Below are 21,467 nucleotides of genomic sequence, written 5' to 3'. Positions count from 1 at the left end.
TTTATATAGCTTTTGAAAAATAGACATTTATGAAGCAATCAAATTCCGAAGTACATAATGCAAAATACCACCTGCCTTAAAGTACTCAACCTCATTTAACGTATCAATTCGACATAACACATTAAAATGACTAGCTACTCCATTTGGCCCTTTCACATCAACCTCAAGAATTTCATGAGGCTGAATACCATCCGATAAACCACGAATCGAAATGACTTCATGACCCGTTAAGTTGAGGGACTGCCTGGTTTGGCCATCAACAAACTGGAGTGGCAACACGCCCATACCCACCAAGTTTGAACGGTGAATACGTTCAAAACTTTCAGCAATGACAGCTTTTACACCTAATAAGTTCGTTCCTTTGGCAGCCCAGTCACGTGAAGAACCCGTTCCGTATTCTTTACCAGCAATAATCACAAGCGGTGTATGTTCTTGTTGGTAACGCATTGCCGCATCATAAATGGCAAGCTTCTCACCACTTGGCACATGTATGGTATTACCGCCTTCTTCGCCGCCGAGCATTTCGTTCTTAATACGAATGTTAGCAAAGGTGCCTCGCATCATGACTTCATGGTTACCACGTCGTGAACCATAAGAGTTGAAGTCTTTTGGCTCAACACCTTGCTCTTGTAAATAGCGGCCAGCTGGACTGTCTTTTTTGATATTACCCGCTGGTGAAATATGGTCGGTTGTTACCGAATCACCAAGCACTGCCAAAATACGTGCTTGTTCAATATTCTTGATTGGTTTTGGTGGCTCACCAATACCCTCAAAGAACGGCGGATGACGAATATAAGTCGAGTCATCAGCCCATTCGTAAGTTTTACTTTTTGGAATCTGAATCGCTTGCCAGCTTTCATCACCATCAAACACCGCAGCATATTCTTTGTGGAACATGTCAGTATTTACTTTTTGTAAGACGGCATCAATTTCTGCCTGACTTGGCCAGATATCTTTTAAGTAAACAGGTTGCCCATCTTTACCTTGCCCGATTGGTTGAGTCGTTAAGTCTGTACGGATATTCCCAACTAAACCATAGGCAACCACAAGTGGTGGTGAGGCAAGCCAGTTGGTTTTAACTAATGGATGCACACGTCCTTCAAAGTTACGGTTACCCGAAAGTACAGATGCCACGTTTAGATCATGACACTGAATTGCATCTTCAATTGGTTCAGGTAAAGGACCTGAGTTACCAATACACGTTGTACAACCATATCCGACCAAGTTATAGCCCAACTCATCTAAATACGGCGTAAGCCCAGCCGCCAATAAATAGTCAGTCACGACTTTAGAACCAGGCGCAAGTGAACTTTTTACCCACGGTTTACGCTGCAAACCCTTTTCAATTGCTTTTTTAGCAAGTAAACCGGCTGCCAACATGACACTTGGGTTAGAAGTATTGGTACATGAAGTAATCGCTGAAATGACGACATCACCATGATTTAACGGATATTCTTGTCCTTCAATTACACAAGATGGGCTTTCATGCTGAATATTGGCTTTGGTCGCTTCTACAGCCGTACCGCCACCGCCTTCATTTTCTAAACGCTCTTTCGCTTCTTTAGCTGGCTTAAGCGTTAATTCCATGAGTGCATTAAAGGTTTTAGGTACTTCCGATAAAAGTACGCGGTCTTGAGGACGTTTTGGACCTGCCAAACTTGCCTGAACCGTACTCATATCTAAACTTAACGTATCTGTAAACACAGGTTCATCACCCGGATTACGCCATAAACCTTGCGCCTTGCTATATGCTTCAACCAATGCAATACGGTCACTTTGACGACCAGTTAATTTCAAATAACCCAAAGTCACTTCATCAATTGGGAAGAAACCACAAGTTGCACCATATTCAGGCGCCATATTGGCAATGGTTGCACGGTCAGCAAGTGGTAAATCGGCTAGACCATCGCCATAGAACTCGACAAATTTACCTACCACTCCTTTTTGGCGAAGCATTTGAGTAATGGTGAGCACCAAGTCAGTTGCCGTAATCCCTTCTTGTAATTTGCCGGTTAGTTTAAAACCGATCACCTCAGGAATGAGCATAGAAATAGGCTGACCCAACATGGCAGCTTCTGCTTCAATACCCCCAACTCCCCAACCTAATACCCCTAGACCATTAATCATGGTGGTATGTGAGTCTGTACCCACTAAGGTGTCAGGGAAAGCAAAGGTCTGTCCGTTGTCTTCACCTAGCCACACTGCTTGAGCCAAATATTCTAAATTGACCTGATGGCAAATACCGGTACCCGGTGGCACAACACTAAAGTTATTAAATGCAGATTGTCCCCAACGCAAAAATTGATATCGCTCGCCATTTCGCTGCATTTCAATTTGAACGTTTTCTTCAAAAGCCTGATCATCGGCAAAATGGTCTACCATCACAGAGTGGTCAATAACCAGATCTACAGGTGATAACGGATTAATTTTTTCAGGGTCGCCCCCCGCTTCAGCCATTGCAGCACGCATTGCGGCTAAGTCAACGACTGCCGGAACGCCAGTAAAATCTTGCATTAAAACCCGTGCAGGTCGATATTGAATTTCTTGATCTGAGGTACGGGTTTTTAGCCACTCAGCTAAAGCATAAATGTGTTCTGTTTTAACACTGTGCTGATCTTCAAACCGTAATAAGTTTTCCAACAGTACTTTTAATGATTTCGGCAGTTTGGCAATGTCACCTAGCTTTTTCTCGGCTTGGGTTAAGCTAAAAATCTGATAATTGCTGGAACCTACTGTTAGCGTCTGTAAAGCATTAAAACTATTGATATTGCTATACTTAGCCATTGGGTTATCCTCCCATGTCTGGCAATGTTATTTTTCACGTTTTTACATGTTGTTTTCTTACTTTAAGCTTCTTTTTTAATCGCTGTGTTTTGTTTTAGTTACTATTTCTAATCTTTGATTTTTATTACGATAATTTCAAAGCAGATAAAGAGTTTTTCCACAGCAAATCTGCTAATTCTGACTCTGCCATATTTAAATTTTCAGCCAAACTTTTTAGTACATAAGGTAAATTCACAGGCGTATTTCGAGTACGCTGCTCAGTTGAAGTTTGACAGCAAAGTGGCGTCATATCAGGACAGTCTGTTTCAATCACTAAATGCTCGGCACCTATAGTCTGCACAACTGTATGAAGCTTTTTCGCATTGGGGTTCGTGATTTGTCCCGTCACACCAATTTTAAAACCAAGTTTAATCAGGCCTTTTGCCTCCTCCACTCCGCCACTAAAGGCATGAGCAATGCCACCGAGTTTAAACTTATGCGTTTTTAATAGTGCGAGCACATCACCATGTGCTTTTCGTATATGAAGCAACACCGGTTTTTGGTATTGAGTTGCCAGATCTAACTGATCAGCAAAATACTGTTTTTGCTTGGCATATATATCGGGCTGCTTGTGTTCCTTTAAGAAGGTATCTAAGCCGATTTCTCCTACTGCGACGCAGTCTTCTTGCTGCAAAGTCTGTTCAAGATGAGAAAGATGCTCTGGTCTGTGCTGCTCAATATAAAACGGATGCAACCCCGGTGCTAAATAAGAAGTAGGCACGTTGTCCCACTGCTTGAGCTGATGATGGGTTTGTACCAACTCATCAAAACGTGACTGTAAAAAGCCAATTAACACCAAAGCATCCACACCCATTTTTTTAGCTTCAAGTGCTAATTGCTGCCGATCTTCATCAAAATCGGCAACATCAAAATGGGTGTGAGTATCAAACAGATGCATTAGCTGGTACTTTTTACGGCAGGTGCCGAAGCTGGTTTAGCTTTAGGCTGCGGCAGATATTCTTCTTTCAATACATCTTGTAATTGGACATATGGAATAACTAAACGAGGTAGCCCGACCACATAAGGTCCAATTTCATATTCGCCATATTGAAGAATCAAGCCTTGGTCACCTAACAGAAAATTTTCTGTGAGTTTAAACGGCCAAGCTTGCTCATATTCACTCACACTATTTGCAAGTTTTGAGTCTGTCACCCAAGCTTTAAACGCTTCATGTGCTAATTTTTCTAAAGCCGCTTTTTTCTCTGGACGTAACAAGTCTTCAAGTTTGACCTGCTTTTCTTTCTTTAAGTCAAAATTATAATATTGCTGCGCTGCCGAGCCATGTGCCCCGCCTAAATAGCTACTACTATTTACAACAACGGTTACGACTTTACCTTGAGACTGTATGATTTTAGGTTTCACCAACAGATTAATCTGGTGATTACTACTTAGAGCCTTTAACTCATTGTCCAAATCAATAAATGAATTTGCATAGCGCTGAACCTGAGCATCGAAACTATCTTGTTGCTCTGTAGCGGCAGCTGCTGAAGCTTCTGTCTTCTTATCAGCTTGTGCTGCTTTTGCATCTGGTTCTGCAATTTCAAGAATCTGACCGAGTGCTTTTAAAACTTGTTGATCAATAATCTTATCAATAAAAGGGAAATTACTTTGTAGGCGTTCTACCGTAAATTCAGGACAAGTTTTACCATCACAATCCGGTAAAGTCACTTTACTTGGAACTGTTTCTCCTTTCAAAGTCAGTTCTACAGGCTTTTGTTCAACCACAGCCGGTTTTTGCTGATCTTCCGACTCTTTAGGATCACTTTTAGGCTGACATGCCACCAAAAATATCGCAGAAGCAAGTAGCGTTAAACGTAGCGAAGCCTTAGAAGTTAACATCATATTTTGCCTTTATTCTGAGAAGATTATGCATAACTCATATGAAGTTAGCGCATCTACAAGTAGGTTGCAAATTCTGCTACTAACTTAAAACATTTGTTCATAAACCTGAGGTTGCAATATTTTTTTCGTTTGTTCTGTTGTTAAATAAATATCAAGTTGAGGCGCATCTTTCGTAATCTGATTTGCCTGATAGTGCAAACCTACCCCTTCACCATCAAAGAACCAGTCAGCTTGTCCCCAATATAAAGTTTTTGGGGCCTGTTTTTTGACATCGGCAGTTTGCTTTTTCAACCAGTCCTGATACGCGGTTTGAACAATTTGATGTACTGTCGGTTGCTGGTCTTTTTTAAGCACATCAAGCAACGTTAAGTTTTTATGCAGTTTACGATCAGCCACGAAAAAATAATAACGGTCTTTTATGGTGATTTCTTCTTGTTTACTGTCTAAAGCCAGTTGCAATAACACATACTGGTTACGCTGCGAGGCAATGCGTGTACGAATGTGTAACTCATAAGCACGATTTTTAGAATACTTATCTTGCCATTCATCCGACTTTTTCACGTAAGCATTAATCGCTTGTTGAAGGCTTAAATCTTTTTTCAAATTAATTTGAGCCTGAATAACTTTCGCCTGATTTTTTTCAATCCAGCTATTTAACCACGCATCTTGGGTTTTTATGGTTTGAATATCGACATCAATACAATTTTTCTTTTCACAAAACGGCACTGCATAACTTGCTTTGGTTTCGGTCAAATTTAAATAAGGTAAAACCTCTGCTTTCTCAACCGGATGGTCTTGAGTAGAAGCTGAATTTTCTTGAGAAGATGATGAAGACTGAGGCTTTTTCCAGACAAATACACAAATAGCCAAAATTAGAGCTATGGCTGCAACCACAAGCGCAATAATTGTCTTTTTACTCAAGTTCATTTCATCATCCTTTCTTATTTTTCAAAACAAAACAGCTTCTATTCGAAGCTGTTTGTCACATTTACATGATTAGTGTTCACGTGTGCTACGGAACTCAATATCAGGCCAACGCTCTTGCATAATCTGCAAATTCACTCGGCTTGGCGCAAGATACGTTAAGTGTCCGCCACCATCAATAGAAAGTTGGTCATGTGCCTTTTTCTTAAACTCGTTAAGAATCTTTTCATCATCACAATGAATCCAGCGTACCGTATTTACACTTACTGGCTCATAAACACAGTCAACTTTATATTCTTCTTTCAAGCGGTAAGCAACAACGTCGAACTGAAGTACACCCACAGCTCCCACGATCAAATCATTGCTAATTTGTGGCATAAATACCTGAGTTGCACCTTCTTCAGACAACTCTTTCAAACCTTTTTGCAACTGTTTTGACTTTAATGGGTCTTTCAAACGTACACGGCGGAACATTTCCGGCGCGAAGTGAGGAATACCTGTGAAGTGCAAGTTTTCACCGCTAGTGAAAGTATCACCAATCTGGATTGTACCGTGGTTGTGTAAACCAATAATATCGCCCGGCCATGCTTCTTCTAAGTGCTCACGCTCGCCTGCAAGGAAAGTCAACGCATCACTAATACGAACTTCTTTACCAATACGTACGTGATTCATTTTCAAGCCTTTCTCGTATTTACCTGAACAAATACGCATGAAGGCAATACGGTCACGGTGTTTAGGGTCCATGTTGGCTTGAATTTTAAATACAAAGCCAGAGAAACCTTCTTCTTTTGCTTCAACCATACGCTCTTGCGTTGGATGTGCTTTAGGTTCAGGTGCCCAGTTCATAAATGCATCGAGAACGTGGTCAACACCAAAGTTACCTAATGCTGTACCAAATAAAACAGGTGTTTGTTTACCTTGTAAGAAAAGTTCACGGTCTAATGGCTCATTTGCCATTTGTACAAGCTCAAGTGACTCTTCAAAAGAAGCCCACGCTAACTCACCAACTTTTTCACGAATATCAGCGTGATTATAGCCATCACGTACTTCAATATCGGTAATGGTTGAACCAAAACCTGCTTTGTAGACATACAATTTATCTTCAAGAATATTGTATACACCAGCAAAGTCACGACCCATACCAAGTGGCCATGTAATTGGTACACAGCGAATGTTTAAGACATTTTCAATTTCATCTAACAACTCAAGTGGCTCACGAATTTCACGGTCCATTTTGTTGACGAATGAAATAATTGGTGTGTCACGCATACGACACACTTCCATCAATTTGATGGTACGTTCTTCGACACCTTTTGCACCATCAATCACCATTAGTGCAGAGTCAACAGCAGTAAGGGTACGATAAGTATCTTCCGAGAAGTCTTCGTGCCCCGGTGTATCGAGTAAGTTAATCGTGTGACCTTTATATGGGAACTGCATAACAGACGTGGTGATCGAAATACCACGTTCTTTTTCCATTTCCATCCAGTCAGATGTAGCTGCACGATCAGATTTACGGCTTTTTACCATCCCTGCAACCTGAATCGCTTTACCCCATAACAACAGTTTTTCTGTCATGGTGGTTTTACCGGCATCGGGGTGGGAAATAATAGCAAATGTGCGTCGTTGAGCGACCTGTGCCGCTAACTCATCTTTAAAACTCATGAAATACACCTACTGCGGAGATTGCAGTGCCAAAGATCTAAAGTCGATCAAAATAAAAATTGGCGTAATTGTAGCAGATTTATAGGTCCTGTTTAGAGATTGTTGAGTTGTCTATCCGTGTTTTCATATTTGGAATATTTTTAATTGAGCCATTAAAAAAGCCTGTTCAATATCAACAGGCTTTTTACGAATAAACTGAACAGCTTATGCTAATTTCTTTTCTTCAATAAATTGGACATCGGCAATTTGTGCATCCCAAAACTCAGTCCACAATGCACAATAATCAAGACATAGTTGAGTCAAGTTTTCATAGTCATCTTTGGTAATGGCTTGAGCCAACGCAAACCAAAGGTCATCTTGATGGTCATCATCAGCAGCTTCAGCTGTTTCATCTGTTGAAACGCCATGTACATGGTAATAACCACCACCCTCAACATCGATATTTACAAACTTGGTTGCTTGTCGTAATGGCGGGCTAAAAAGAATGACTTCTTCTTCTGCCACCGCCAATAATGCCACCACATTAATATAACGATCGTAAGAAGCTTCTAAAAATGTTCTCACCTGATCTGCAATTTTTGAAGGTTTATAATTACGGCGGTCAGCCTCAGTCAAACCATAGTCATTTAGCAAATCTTCATATAATAGATAATGTGCATATTCAGGGTTGCCTAAATAATAATGATCTTTATCTAAACCCGGTCGAAAACCAAATTCATCTAATATATTTAAGCTCAACAACACCCGTGGAAACATTTTAGCGCCCGAGTGAAGCTTTGGCTCCAATTGTTTTGTCAGAAACTGCGCCTTTAATAAAGCATCGGTAAAAATCTGAACAATGGCATGACGATATTCTAAATGAATACGAGTCAGGGTTTGTTTATCAAGATAACCGTTATTTAATATTTCAATTGCAGGGTGTTTACTTACTGGTAATTGCGCAATTTTATTCCTTAATTGTTTGAGAAACTGTAAGTTTTCTTCCCATTGTGAAGCGGGAATACTATCTTTCATCCCCTGCAATGCTTTTTCTCTTGGATTATTAAAGTCTTCAATTTTTTTTGACATAATCATTCTCAATAAAAAGTTTTTCTTATAGTTAAGCTAAAGGCTATCCCTCTATTTCCATTACGTATTCAAACGTAAAAAGGATAAATTCCTTATACCCATACTTAACGAATTGATATTATGATTATTATCTCAACAAATCAATGGATTAATTAATATTATTTAAAAAAGTAAACTATTGCCAATAAAATATTTATTTCTTTATTTATCAAGGCAAACCAAGCTATTGAATAAATATAATTTTTTAAATATCATTAAATAAGTTTTATTTAAGCTTTCATACTTTACAATAGCAAAGTTAATCAAAAAATATCTATGACGGGGCAACCAATGTCAAAAAGAGAAACGATTATAACAACAGCAATGACCCTTTTTAATCAGAAAAGTTATACCTCAATTGGGGTAGACAAAATTATTGCTGAATCTAAAGTTGCAAAAATGACTTTTTATAAGTACTTCTCTTCTAAAGAAGTTTTAATTGAAGAGTGTCTTCGCCGAAGAATTTTAGAAGTCCAAACTTCTTTATTAGATAAAGTTAATAGTGTAGATGACCCATTAAATAAACTGAAAAGTATTTTTAATTGGTATATCGACTGGATTAACACTGAAGATTTTAGTGGTTGTTTATTTAAAAAAGCAACGATAGAAGTCCTGCAGCTCTATCCTTCTATTAAAAAACAAGTAAATAAATACCGTGAATGGATTTACAGTTTAGTTTTATCTATATTTTTAGAGTTAGAAATTGAAGATCCAAAAGTATTAAGCAGTCTTTTTCTTAACATTATAGATGGGCTTATTATTGACGGGACAATTAACAAACCAGAAATTAACTCTGAAGAAACATGGTCTTATATAAATAAACTCATTGAGCTTGAAACAAAACAAAAATATGAAGCTGCTTAAAAAATTTAATTATTACGGTTCCTTACCATATTATAAGTTTTATTTTGAAGATGAGAGGATCTGTAATACATGCTCTATCAGGTGATCAGATCTGTTTTTTTATCTGGTTCAATATAAAGTTCAGGCCGATATGTTTTAAAAGCACAACCGCCTGAACTCTATATAAATTTAGTTATTCTAAATATATCAATTAATAAACATATAGATTTTAATAAATTAATCTTTAAGAAAAATACCCTTTAAAATATAAGCGAATAACAGTTCTCTCGTATCACCCCTCGTTTCATCTAGCAGCTGAATAATGGCCCCCTCTAATGTAAATAAAAACATATCGCTATCGCTTTTCGTAGCATCTTTCTTCACAGTTAAAAGCAATTTATAAACTTCAGTAGTTAACCAATGCCGATATTGTATAACCACTTGATAGGCTGCGGGATAGAGTTTCTCAATTTCAAAAATAGCCCTAAATAGCAAGTGATAATAACCATCCAGACTGGTATGTAAAAAGAAAATCTTCTTGAGTTTTTCACGCAAGATTAAATCTTTTTGTATGTAAATGATTGAGTGCACTTGTTCTTTTAAGACGTCTTTTTGAAAGTGTAGGCATATTTCAATAAGCCGTTCTTTAGAGTGGAAATAGTTATAAAACGAAGCTTTTGGCACCTCTGCTTCTCGCACAATGCGGTCTACTCCTACGTTATGAAAACCATGTTTATTAAAAAGATATCGAGACTTATGGAGCACGCTTAACGCGCGAAATGAGAGATCTGAATATGGCATATAGTTACCGTTATAAAATAATTTCTTGTTGTGTTTAAAAGAGATAAAACGACTGCAACTTTTGCTCTAAGCAAAAAAAGCATGCAAAGGCCCCAAAGACTGCCCTAACGCATCTCAAGTTTTATTGTTGATATGATTTTTAGTCGTGAAGAACTGACGCCTGAAAACCTAAAGGTGATCAAACTGCATAAAGACTAACTGGGAGGGGTAAAAATAGTATGCATAGCCAACTCCTTATTTGGGGAGTTCTGCCAAAGCATTAATAAAAGATTATGGTGGCAGAACGAGCAAGGGTTCGCAGACTGATAGTAAAGAATCAGCACACCCAAAGGTGTCCCTCACTCGTCCTACCGCAACGAGCGAGGGACGATTGTACACACAAGACTACTCCTCAGAGGGAATAATCTGATGCCTTTACTAATCGGTCTGCGACAACCGGCTGGCAATGTAGGCCAGCAGGCAAAGGATAATCTGAGAGTTTAGAAGTGTCAATGTGGAATTTATGACAAGTTTTAAAAATTCTTATTATTTTTCATTAGATTAACTAAATTATTATTTTAGATATTATATTAAGTAGTAGTTTTTAAATTTAACCAAATATCTGGGTTAAACAAAATGAGCACCTTGCGACTGAATCAGTTGCCCTACATTTACAGGCATACCCAACAAATAACCTTGGAACTGCTGACAGCCCAAGCGTGTTAAAATCTCAACTTGTTGCTGTGTTTCCACCCCTTCGGCTGTTACGGTTAAACCTAACTTTTTCGCCAAATGAATAATACTTTCTAAAATGACTTCTTCTTTTGAGCCCGGTTTTAAATCGACAATAAATCCACGGTCAATTTTAAGTTCATCGACTGGTAAATCTTTTAAATATAAGAAGCTTGAGTGCCCTGTTCCAAAGTCATCAATTGCCACCCGAATACCCATATCGCGCAGTCGTTCACAAGCACGAATGCTTAAGTCGATATGCCGCATTGCGGTTGATTCGGTAATTTCAATAATGAGGTGATGAGGCTGAATTTGGTATTTTTTTAATAAGCCTTCGAGAGTACTAAAGAGCTTTTTATTTTCGAACTGCAAGGCCGATAAATTGACTGCAATAGGATAAAACTGCGTATTGCTACGTTCCCATTCCTGAATTTGTTGGCAAGCTTGCTCAAGCGCCCAATATCCCATTGGAATAATTAAACCTGTCTTTTCTGCGCCACCAATAAACATATGCGGTGTCAGCATACCTAAGGACGGATGGTTCCAGCGAATGAGTGCTTCTACCCCACAAATCTCAAGATTGGTATTAAATTTTGGCTGGTAGTAGAGAACAAATTGTTTTTCTTCGACTGCTTTGTATAAATCATTGATCAGTTTTGACTGACTTCTTGTTTCTTGTTGATGGGTAGAATAACTAAAGACGGTATAAGTATTGCGGCCCTGCTCCTTAGACATCAGCATGGCAGCATCGGCATTCATCAGCAGGTCTTGAACATTTTGCCCATGTTCAGGGAACAGTGCGATACCTAGACTTGCTGAAATATTAATTTCTTTACCGGAAATTTGGTAACTGTCTTGAATAAGATGTAATACTTTTTCAGCAAGTTGCATTGCCTCTTCAGTATCAGTGTTTTCAGCAATTAGTAAAAACTCATCCCCACCAATTCTAAGCAATTTACATTTTTCATTGAGTTGCCAATGTAAACGATTGGCCATTTGTATAAGCAGTTGATCACCAAAGTGGTGTCCAAACGCATCATTTACCGATTTAAAACGGTCTAAATCAATATAGAGAAAAGCAATTTTTTGGTCTTTATAACGGTGATCTGACAGGAGAACTTCGGCGTAATCCACTAAATAAAGTCGGTTTGGTAATTTAGTTAAGTTATCTTGAATAGAGAGGTTGGCTAATTCTTTATTGGCTTTGCGCAGTTCTAGATTTCGCTGGTTCAGTCGTTGTTCAAGCACGGCAACAATAAAACTCGCGACCAGCACCAGACAGGTAACTAAAATAATTGTAAATAACAGCAAGTCATGCTCAGCCTGATATTGGCTTACAAACTTATCAGTAATATTTGTCGAAATAAGTGCCGTATAGTGCATCCCCATAATACTTAGGGTCATCATCACTGCAAAGGCTAATTTTAAACTTATACGGTGACGTTCACTTTCTTTTAATTTATAGGCCAGCAAGAAAGCTAGTCCCGACCCGCTCATGGCAATTAAAACAGAAAATAAAATAAGAAAAGAGGTATAGTCTTTCTTATAAATATCAATATTCCAGCCTAACATACTCACATAATAAGAAGCAGAAATCCCAATTCCCATAATGATTGAGCTTAAAATGAGTCTAAATATAGGAAGTGTAAAACGAGAAGTCAGCCAAATTGCGACACTTGAAAGTACAGCACTAATTCCAAAAGCCAGTGTAATTAAAGGAACGTTCGAAGAAGCTGCTTCAAATAAATGGTAAGCATGCATGCCGACAATATGGACAATACTAATCGCTGCTGCGAGTAATAATCCATTGAGTAATAGAATAAACGGCTCAATCTTTTTATAAGTTTGCTTAAATATTAACTGCTCCATGGAAATCACAATATAGCAAATAGCGCCAGCCGCAATAAAAGAGCCGACGATCAATGTGCTATCGTAATCAACATGACCCATATTGGACTTCCATGATTATTCAATACTTTTTTTTATTTTGTTCAACTCATTGCACAAAATACAATTAAACACGTTAAAGAAAAATTAGTAAATTCGACTTTTTTAGTCAGTTATAAACAATAACATTATCTAACATTTGGTCAAGTATTTTTTACTTTAGAAATCAATAAAGTAAACAAAAATTAAGCATCCAATTATATGAAAAATATAGGATTTCTTAAGTCTAGGTCAATTGACCTTAATGATGTTTTTTTAAACTTGTTTTAGGGACTAATAAAATAAAAAACCCTGCATTTAGCAGGGTCCTTTTAAAAACAATAGAAAAGAGAATTAGTTTTTCTCTTTGTCTACGATCTTGTTCGCTTGAATCCAAGGCATCATTGCACGTAATTTAGCACCAGTTTGTTCAATACCGTGTGCAGCATTTTGACGACGACGAGCTGTCATAGATGGGTAGTTCAACGCACCTTCTTGGATGAACATCTTCGCGTATTCACCAGATTGAATACGTTTTAATGCATTACGCATTGCTTCACGAGACTGTTCATTGATTACTTCAGGACCAGTTACGTATTCACCGTACTCAGCATTGTTAGAAACTGAGTAGTTCATGTCAGCGATACCGCCTTCGAACATCAAGTCAACGATTAACTTAAGTTCGTGTAAGCATTCGAAGTAAGCCATTTCTGGTGCATAACCAGCTTCAACCAAAGTTTCGAAGCCCATTTTCACTAGTTCAACTGCACCACCACAAAGAACTGCTTGCTCACCGAATAAGTCAGTTTCAGTTTCTTCACGGAATGAAGTTTCGATAATACCTGTACGGCCACCGCCTACGCCAGAAGCGTAAGAAAGCGCAACGTTACGTGCATTACCAGAAGCGTCTTGGTGAATTGCGATTAGGTCAGGAACACCTGAACCACGTTGGAATTCTGAACGTACAGTGTGACCAGGAGCTTTAGGCGCAACCATGATTACGTCTAAGTCTTTACGTGGAACAACTTGGTTATATAGAACAGAGAAACCATGAGCAAATGCTAAAGTCGCGCCTTCTTTGATGTTTGGCTCAATCACGTCACGGTAAAGTTGTGATTGGAATTCATCTGGAGTCAAAATCATTACGAGGTCAGCTTGCTTAACTGCTGCTGGGACTTCAGCAACTTTAAGACCAGCGTTTTCAGCTTTCTTCCAAGAAGCTGAACCAGCACGTAAACCTACAGTTACGTCTACACCTGAGTCTTTAAGGTTAAGTGCATGAGCATGACCTTGAGAACCGTAACCAATAATCGCAACTTTCTTGCTTTGGATGATTGATAAGTCACAGTCTTTATCGTAAAAAATTTGCATTTGTGTTCTCCGCTAAAATACTTTTTAAAAAATTAAATGGCTAAAACTTTTTCGCCACGGGCGATACCTGATACACCTGAACGAACGACTTCAAGAATGGTGTTTTCTGCAAGCGCATCGATAAAACCATCTAATTTTTCAGTTGTCCCTGCTATTTGAATGGTATAGGTCGTTGGTGTCACGTCTACAATTTGCGCACGGAAAATATCCGCAGTGCGTTTAATTTCAGCACGTGAAGCACCTAATGCTTTTACTTTGATTAGCATAAGTTCACGCTCAATGTGTGAACCTTCTGATAAATCAACTACTTTTACCACCTCAACAAGCTTGTTGAGCTGTTTCGTAATTTGTTCGATCTTATGGTCATCGCCATAAGTCGTTAACGTCAAACGCGATAATGTCGGATCTTCGGTTGGTGCAACATTAAGTGTTTCAATGTTGTAGTTACGTTGACTGAATAAGCCCACCAAACGAGAAAGCGCACCAGCTTCGTTTTCAACGAGTACAGAAATAATATGTCTCATTAAATGCGCTCCCCTTTAGAAATCCACATATCACGCATAGATTGACCTGCAACCTGCATTGGATAAACGTGTTCGCTACGGTCAACCATAACGTTGATAAATACGCATTTATCATTGATTGCCATTGCTTCTGCAAGCTTAGATTCAAGTTCATCGGCATGATTAATTTGAATGCCTACATGACCATAAGCTTCCATTAACTTGGCAAAGTCAGGTAATGACTCAACATAAGAACTTGAATGACGACCTTCATAGTTCATATCTTGCCATTGTTTCACCATACCTAATGCACGGTTGTTCAAGCACAAGATTTTTACGTTCAAGCCATATTGTTTACAGGTTGAAAGTTCCTGAATACACATCTGAATTGAAGCTTCACCCGTAATACAAACAACTTGCTGGTCTGGGAAAGCAAGCTTCGCAGCCATTGCATAAGGTAAACCAACACCCATAGTGCCAAGACCACCTGAGTTGATCCATTGGCGAGGACGTTTGTACTTATAATAAAGTGCACCAAACATCTGATGTTGACCTACGTCAGAAGTAATAATGGCATCGCCATTGGTCACTTTATATAAAGTTTCAACAACCTGCTGTGGCTTCATAGTGCCATCAGATGGATTTTCATATTTCAAACCATGAACTTTGCGCCATTCATTGATTTGAGACCACCAAGCTGCAATTGCTTCAGGATTTGGTTTAGACACATTTAATTGTTTTAACTGTGCCAACATTTCTTGAAGAACTGGCTCTACTGCACCAACGATCGGAATATGAGCCATAATCGTTTTTGAAATGGTTGCAGGGTCGATATCGACATGAATCACTTTTGAGTTCGGGCAGAATTTGGCTGGGTTATTTGTTACGCGGTCATCAAAACGCGCACCAATCGCCAAAATTACGTCTGCATGGTGCATTGCCATATTGGCTTCATATGTACCGTGCATACCCAACATGCCAATAAACTGTGGGTCATCGCCCGGGAATCCGCCTAACCCCATAAGTGTGTTAGTTACCGGATAACCAAGTAAATGCGCAAGTTCGGTTAATAACGCAGAAGCATTCCCTTGTACGACACCACCGCCTGTATAAATAACAGGACGTTTTGCAGTTAGTAATTCATCAATTGCTTTACGAATTTGACCAGAGTGGCCGCGTGAAGGTGGTTGATATGAACGCATCTTCACTTTTTCAGGATATTCGTATGCAAACTTTTCTGCAGGGTTAGTCGCATCTTTAGGAATATCGACTACAACTGGACCAGGGCGCCCACTTGATGCGATATAGAATGCTTTTTTAATAATTGCAGGGATTTCACTTGCGTGGCGGACCTGAAAGCTGTGTTTCACGATAGGACGTGAAATACCAACCATGTCAGTTTCCTGGAAAGCGTCTTCACCAATCAGATGTGATGCAACCTGGCCAGACAAAACCACCATTGGGATTGAGTCCATATAAGCTGTTGCAATTGGAGTTACTGTATTGGTTGCGCCTGGACCAGAAGTGACCAGTACTACGCCAGTCTTACCTGTAGCACGCGAGTAGGCATCTGCCATATGACCAGCAGCTTGCTCATGGCGCACGAGGTAATGATTGATTTTGTCTTGTTGAAATAGCGCATCATAAATATGTAATACTGCGCCGCCTGGATAACCAAAAACATGTTCAACGCCTTCGTCCGCAAGAGCGCGAACGAGCATTTCACCACCAGATAAAAGTTCCAACGTGATTCACCCTAAAATCTTATATCACTATTTTATGGAAGGCATAAATAGTGTTTCATTCATTGAATTGTCTGCACTGTTATAGCACACATATTGTCTAGTTTTCGTTGCAATAGAAAAATTTCTGTTTTTCAGCCGTATAAGCTGTTTTAACATTAATAAAGCATGTCTGGATATACATACTTTAGTAAAATCAATCTCTCGGCTAGAGAGAATGTCTATTACAAAACATGACAGTTATTCGAAGGGTGATCGAGTAAATGCATATAAAACTAGAGAAAGCATTTTTGTTGTTTCTATATACAAAGTCAAGAATAAAGAAAAGGTTTTTCCATAAAAAAATTTAGCTGCTGCTTTTTTAATCTAATATTAAATCGTGAATTTACTCTTCTTAGCTCATTATTTATTAAAAATTCATTATTTTTATATAAAACGATCCATTCTAAATTGCTTATTTATAAAGTTTATTTAAATATAATCAGTTTACATTGGGGAAGAACTGACATGAATTTATCTTATTTAAAAACAAGCCTGTATACAGCCGCTACAACAGCAATTTTACTTTGCTCAAGTCAAAGTCAGGCACAGCAATATTATAAATGGATAGATCAAAGTGGGTCTACACATTACACCACGACGCCACCACCTCAAGGAGCGAAACATTTGAACAAAGTTTCGACTTACGGCAGTCAACCATTGTTGAAAAATCCAACATCAAACTCAGAACAATCATCTCAGGATAAAGATAAAGTCGTACAAGAAGTAACTAATGTAACAGTAGAAAAAGGTGCACCTGCTGTCCCAGTCCCACCTGCCCCGTCTGTATCGGCACCAAGATAATTAAAATGAGAGTGGTGAATATTTTTACCACTCTTCGTTTATTTAAAATAAACAAGAATGGATTGGGAAATTTTATAGCGCAGATTAAAAGATAAAATCCTGCTCTAAAAACTGACATTTTCCTCTATTTTGCGCTATGCTGTGCAGCAATCTTTCATTTCAATTTTCGTTGTATAGCTTACGTCTATGACTATTTCTCACATTGACCCAGAATATCAAGCAAACACGATTGAACCATCAGTCCAACAAGATTGGGAAAATCGTAAAGTCTTTAAAGTTGCCGACACTGTCGAAGGTAAACATCGCTACATCCTGTCAATGTTCCCTTACCCAAGTGGCAAACTGCACATGGGTCATGTGCGTAACTATACCATTGGCGATGTAATTAGCCGTTTTTACCGTTTAAAAGGTGAAACCGTATTACAACCTATGGGTTGGGATGCATTTGGTTTACCAGCGGAAAACGCTGCAATTGCCCATAAAGTTGCTCCGGCAAAATGGACATTTGAAAACATCGCTTACATGCGTGACCAATTAAAAAAATTAGGTCTATCTGTAGATTGGGACCGTGAATTTGCAACGTGTACACCAGAGTACTATCACTGGGAACAATGGTTGTTCGTTCAGCTTTATAAAAAAGGTTTAATCTACCGTAAACTTTCAACAGTAAACTGGGACCCGGTTGACCAAACAGTTTTGGCAAACGAACAAGTTGAAAATGGTCGTGGCTGGCGTTCAGGTGCATTGGTTGAAAAACGCGATATTCCAATGTACTACTTCCGTATTACGGACTATGCACAAGAATTATTAGACGACCTAGACACTCTACAAGACGGCTGGCCTCAACAAGTGTTGACCATGCAGCGTAACTGGATTGGTCGTTCTACAGGTATGGAAATTACCTTCCCATCTGCCAATACTGAAATTTATGCTGACGGCTTAACTGTTTATACAACACGTGCCGACACACTTATGGGTGTGACGTACGTTGCCGTTGCAGCAGAACACCCTCTTGCGCTTAAAGCTGCTGAAAATAACCCTGAATTGGCTGCATTTATTGAAGAATGCCGCATGGGTTCAGTTGCAGAAGCTGACTTGGCTACAGCCGAGAAGAAAGGTATGGCAACAGGTTTGTTTGTAAAACACCCTGTAACTGGCGAAGAGCTTCCTGTCTGGATTGCGAACTACGTATTAATGTCTTACGGTTCTGGTGCAGTGATGGCTGTACCAGCACATGACGAACGTGACTTCGAATTTGCTAACAAGTTCAACTTGCCAATTAAGCAAGTCATTGATGCCAAAGGTGCTGACGATGCAGACTACTCTGCTACCGAGTGGCAAGAATGGTACGGTTCTAAAGAAGGTAAACTTGTTAACTCTGGCGAGTTTGACGGTCTAGAATTCCAAGCTGCATTTGATGCATTCCTTGCGAAATTAGAACCACAAGGTTTAGCAAATTCTAAAGTTCAATTCCGTTTACGTGACTGGGGTGTTTCTCGTCAACGTTACTGGGGTTGCCCAATTCCAATGATTAACTGTGATACTTGTGGTCAAGTCACAGTTCCTGAAGATCAACTTCCGGTTGTATTACCAACTGACGTTGTTCCAGATGGTTCAGGTAATCCACTAAATAAAATGCCTGAATTCTATGAAACGAAATGTCCTTGCTGTGGTGGCGATGCACGCCGTGAAACAGATACATTGGACACATTTGTAGAATCATCTTGGTACTACGCACGCTATGCATCTCCAGACTTTACTGGTGGTATGGTAAAACCTGAAGCAGCTAAAAACTGGCTTCCTGTAAACCAATATATCGGTGGTGTTGAACACGCGATTCTTCACTTACTTTATGCACGTTTCTTCCACAAATTAATGCGTGATGAAGGTGTTGTACAAGGTAATGAGCCATTTACCAACTTGTTAACTCAAGGCATGGTGCTTGCAGATACTTTCTATCGTGAAGCAGAAAATGGTAAGAAAACTTGGTTCAACCCTGCTGACATCGAATTAGAACGTGATGAGAAAGGTCGCATCATTTCTGCAAAATATTCAGGTGATGGTCAAGAAGTGATTATCGGCGGACAAGAAAAAATGTCTAAGTCGAAAAATAACGGTATTGACCCACAAGCCATTATTGATCAATACGGCGCAGATACAGCTCGTGTATTTATGATGTTTGCTGCACCACCAGATCAATCTTTAGAATGGTCTGATGCAGGTGTTGAAGGTGCAAACCGTTTCTTGAAACGTGTATGGCGTCTGGTAGCAAGCTTCCTTGAAAAAGGAAACTCTGCAACAGCAATCGATAAAGCAAACTTGTCTAAAGATGCTCAAGATTTACGTCGTAAGACACACGAAACCATTCAAAAAGTAAGTGATGATATTGAGCGTCGTCATGCGTTCAATACTGCAATTGCTGCATTGATGGAATTGTTAAACGCAAGCAATAAGTTTGAAGCAAAAGATGACAATGACGTTGCTGTAGAACGTGAAGCAATCACCACATTGTTAACTTTACTTGCTCCATTTGCTCCGCATTTAAGCCAGACTTTATTGGCTCAGTTTGGTACGGACTTAACAGAAGCAACTTTCCCTGAAGTTGATGCTTCTGCATTAACCCGCAATACTCAAACGATTGTTGTACAAGTAAATGGTAAACTTCGCGGTAAACTTGAAGTTTCTGTTGATATTTCTAAAGATGAGTTATTAGCTCAAGCGAAAGCATTACCAGAAGTTCAGCAGTTCTTAACAGGACCAACCAAAAAAGAGATTGTGGTTCCAAACAAATTGGTTAACCTCGTGGTTTAATTACAGGTATTAATGAGAGGATCAAGCATGCACTTAGCCCAACGTTTAGCCGCTGTTGTTTTAACCTTAGGCCTTAGTGCAGGCTTAGTCGGGTGTGGTTTCCATTTAAAAGGAACTAACCCGACTGCGACTCCACTTGTTTATAAAAAATTAAGCCTTGAGTTACCGGCAAAAACCGATGACCTTGAAACACAATTAAAAGTGTATTTAACGGCAAATGGTGTTCAGCTCAGCAATGACAACGACGCCTACGTTCTTCGTGTTTTAGAATACACGCCTCGTCGTCAGCTTCTAAATGGTAAACTTACAGAAGTGTTATTACGCTTGACTGTAACTTTCCAAATCGAAGACCGTCAAGGTAATAAAATTACAGAGCCGCGTACTTTAACCGCAGCTCGTAGTTATCAATATGACTTGGCAACGGTCAACACTGAGAACCAGCAAGAGAGTTACTTGCAACGTATTGTAATTGATGACCTTGCACAGCAAATTACTCGTCAAATTTCAGCCAATCGCTTACCAAAAGCTCAACCATAGACATATCTTTTCTTAAGTAATGAAACTTGACTATTTACAAGCCCTCAAACGCATTCCGGAAGCTCGGGGTGCGTGGATCCTGCATGGACAGGAACCTTTATTAGAACAAAATTTACTCGACACTTTTCGCAAAAGCTGGCAGCAACAAGACATTGAAAGACAGCGCTACGATATTAGTAGTGTAAGTGACTGGAAAAATGTCTTTAATGCACTGAACAGCCTATCTTTATTTTCTCAGCAACTTGCGATTGAAGTTCACGGCAATATCAAGCCCGATGCCAATGGTTTAAAACAGCTAAAAAGTTATATCCAGCATAATGAAACTAACTTGCTGTTAATTGTTTTACCCAAACAAGACAGTAGCAGCTTAAAATCTGCTTTTTTCCAAGTTGTTGAAGCGAACGGTGTGGTGGTTGCCCTTACTGCTAACTATCCGCAAGACCGCCAACGAATATTAGCCGCTGAGGCTGAGAAGTTAGAAATTCAACTCGACAATGATGCTTGGCAGTGGCTCATGCAGCATCATGAGCATAACCTGCTCGCTGCTAAAAATAGCTTGATGCGGGTAAGAGATACTTTTCCAGACCAGAAACTAATTCAAATTGAACAGTTATATGCATGTCTACAAGATCAGTCTCGTTACACCACTTACGATTTAAGCGATGCGTTATTAGAAGGTAATCTTGCTCAGTCCATTAAGATCTTTCAATATTTAATCGGTTCCGGTGAACCGGAAAGCTTGATCTTATGGACATTAAGTAAAGAAATGCGTTTATTAATGCAGTTGTTTGAACAACCACATAATGCATTACAACTGGGTATATGGAAAACAAAAGTTAGCTTATATCAACAAGCATTAAGAAGACTCAATCCACAGCAATTTTTGGGATGGTCTGCTCTACTTTTACAAATTGATGCCGCAATCAAAGGCATGTCAAATGAGAATGCCCAACATTTAATGCAACAAGCCATTGCCGAGCTGTGTGGAAAAACATTATTTATACATTAGCGCAGCCAA

Annotated in this window: 16 protein-coding genes; 5 read left to right on the top strand and 11 right to left on the bottom strand. The window is 39.2% G+C overall.

The window, feature by feature from the left end; all coding sequences use genetic code 11:
- Window positions 1–27 precede the first annotated feature (27 nt).
- From acnA to GO593_RS09190, 6 genes are all read right to left on the bottom strand, one after another.
- Window positions 28–2,784 (bottom strand): aconitate hydratase AcnA, encoded by a 2,757-nt coding sequence (gene acnA, locus GO593_RS09215; RefSeq protein WP_001151969.1) that lies wholly within the window; start codon window positions 2,782–2,784, stop codon window positions 28–30.
- Window positions 2,785–2,908: 124 nt separating this feature from the next.
- Complete coding sequence (locus tag GO593_RS09210; protein ID WP_000550001.1) at window positions 2,909–3,721, bottom strand: TatD family hydrolase; 813 nt, start codon at window positions 3,719–3,721, stop codon at window positions 2,909–2,911.
- Window positions 3,721–4,662 (bottom strand): RsiV family protein, encoded by a 942-nt coding sequence (locus GO593_RS09205; RefSeq protein WP_000958103.1) that lies wholly within the window; start codon window positions 4,660–4,662, stop codon window positions 3,721–3,723. The genes GO593_RS09210 and GO593_RS09205 overlap by 1 nt, the downstream gene beginning before the upstream one ends.
- Window positions 4,663–4,749: 87 nt before the next feature.
- Window positions 4,750–5,592, bottom strand: a complete 843-nt coding sequence (locus GO593_RS09200; protein ID WP_001054080.1) for a hypothetical protein — start codon at window positions 5,590–5,592, stop codon at window positions 4,750–4,752.
- A 69-nt stretch (window positions 5,593–5,661) separates the two neighbouring features.
- On the bottom strand, window positions 5,662–7,254 hold the full coding sequence (locus GO593_RS09195) for a peptide chain release factor 3 (protein WP_000008538.1): 1,593 nt from the start codon (window positions 7,252–7,254) through the stop codon (window positions 5,662–5,664).
- Window positions 7,255–7,458: 204 nt separating this feature from the next.
- On the bottom strand, window positions 7,459–8,322 hold the full coding sequence (locus tag GO593_RS09190) for an iron-containing redox enzyme family protein (protein ID WP_000037619.1): 864 nt from the start codon (window positions 8,320–8,322) through the stop codon (window positions 7,459–7,461).
- A 330-nt stretch (window positions 8,323–8,652) separates the two neighbouring features.
- On the opposite strand from GO593_RS09190, the gene GO593_RS09185 reads away from it, so the two are divergent.
- Window positions 8,653–9,225 carry a TetR/AcrR family transcriptional regulator gene (locus GO593_RS09185; RefSeq protein WP_000043988.1) on the top strand — a complete coding sequence of 191 codons (573 nt, stop codon included), beginning with the start codon at window positions 8,653–8,655 and terminating at the stop codon, window positions 9,223–9,225.
- Between the two features lie 216 nt (window positions 9,226–9,441).
- Here the strand turns inward: GO593_RS09185 and GO593_RS09180 are convergent, their stop codons facing one another.
- From GO593_RS09180 to GO593_RS09160, 5 genes are all read right to left on the bottom strand, one after another.
- On the bottom strand, window positions 9,442–10,005 hold the full coding sequence (locus GO593_RS09180; RefSeq protein WP_001984454.1) for a TetR/AcrR family transcriptional regulator: 564 nt from the start codon (window positions 10,003–10,005) through the stop codon (window positions 9,442–9,444).
- A 606-nt stretch (window positions 10,006–10,611) separates the two neighbouring features.
- Entirely contained in the window at window positions 10,612–12,666 is a 2,055-nt protein-coding gene (locus GO593_RS09175) for a bifunctional diguanylate cyclase/phosphodiesterase (protein WP_000510198.1), read from the bottom strand.
- 330 nt (window positions 12,667–12,996) lie between these two features.
- Complete coding sequence (ilvC, locus tag GO593_RS09170; protein ID WP_001165443.1) at window positions 12,997–14,013, bottom strand: ketol-acid reductoisomerase; 1,017 nt, start codon at window positions 14,011–14,013, stop codon at window positions 12,997–12,999.
- Window positions 14,014–14,045: 32 nt separating this feature from the next.
- Complete coding sequence (gene ilvN, locus GO593_RS09165) at window positions 14,046–14,537, bottom strand: acetolactate synthase small subunit (protein ID WP_001215920.1); 492 nt, start codon at window positions 14,535–14,537, stop codon at window positions 14,046–14,048.
- On the bottom strand, window positions 14,537–16,261 hold the full coding sequence (locus GO593_RS09160) for an acetolactate synthase 3 large subunit (protein ID WP_000422094.1): 1,725 nt from the start codon (window positions 16,259–16,261) through the stop codon (window positions 14,537–14,539). Before GO593_RS09160 ends, ilvN begins: the two co-directional genes overlap by 1 nt.
- Window positions 16,262–16,765: 504 nt before the next feature.
- Between GO593_RS09160 and GO593_RS09155 the strand changes: the two genes are divergently transcribed.
- The 4 genes from GO593_RS09155 (at window position 16,766) to holA (ending at window position 21,458) form a co-directional block, all read left to right on the top strand.
- Window positions 16,766–17,101 carry a DUF4124 domain-containing protein gene (locus GO593_RS09155; protein ID WP_001054466.1) on the top strand — a complete coding sequence of 112 codons (336 nt, stop codon included), beginning with the start codon at window positions 16,766–16,768 and terminating at the stop codon, window positions 17,099–17,101.
- 186 nt (window positions 17,102–17,287) lie between these two features.
- Window positions 17,288–19,912, top strand: a complete 2,625-nt coding sequence (gene leuS / locus GO593_RS09150; RefSeq protein ID WP_000155773.1) for a leucine--tRNA ligase — start codon at window positions 17,288–17,290, stop codon at window positions 19,910–19,912.
- Window positions 19,913–19,939: 27 nt separating this feature from the next.
- Window positions 19,940–20,449 (top strand): LPS-assembly lipoprotein LptE, encoded by a 510-nt coding sequence (locus GO593_RS09145; RefSeq protein ID WP_000549819.1) that lies wholly within the window; start codon window positions 19,940–19,942, stop codon window positions 20,447–20,449.
- A gap of 19 nt (window positions 20,450–20,468) precedes the next feature.
- Window positions 20,469–21,458, top strand: coding sequence for a DNA polymerase III subunit delta (gene holA / locus GO593_RS09140; RefSeq protein ID WP_000762831.1), 990 nt, complete (start codon window positions 20,469–20,471; stop codon window positions 21,456–21,458).
- The last annotated feature ends 9 nt before the right edge of the window (window positions 21,459–21,467 follow it).

Origin of the sequence: Acinetobacter baumannii (genome assembly GCF_009759685.1) — a bacterium.
Lineage (GTDB): Bacteria > Pseudomonadota > Gammaproteobacteria > Pseudomonadales > Moraxellaceae > Acinetobacter > Acinetobacter baumannii.
The sequence above is the reverse complement of the archived record's forward strand: the minus strand, read 5'-3'. Positions and strand labels throughout refer to the sequence as shown.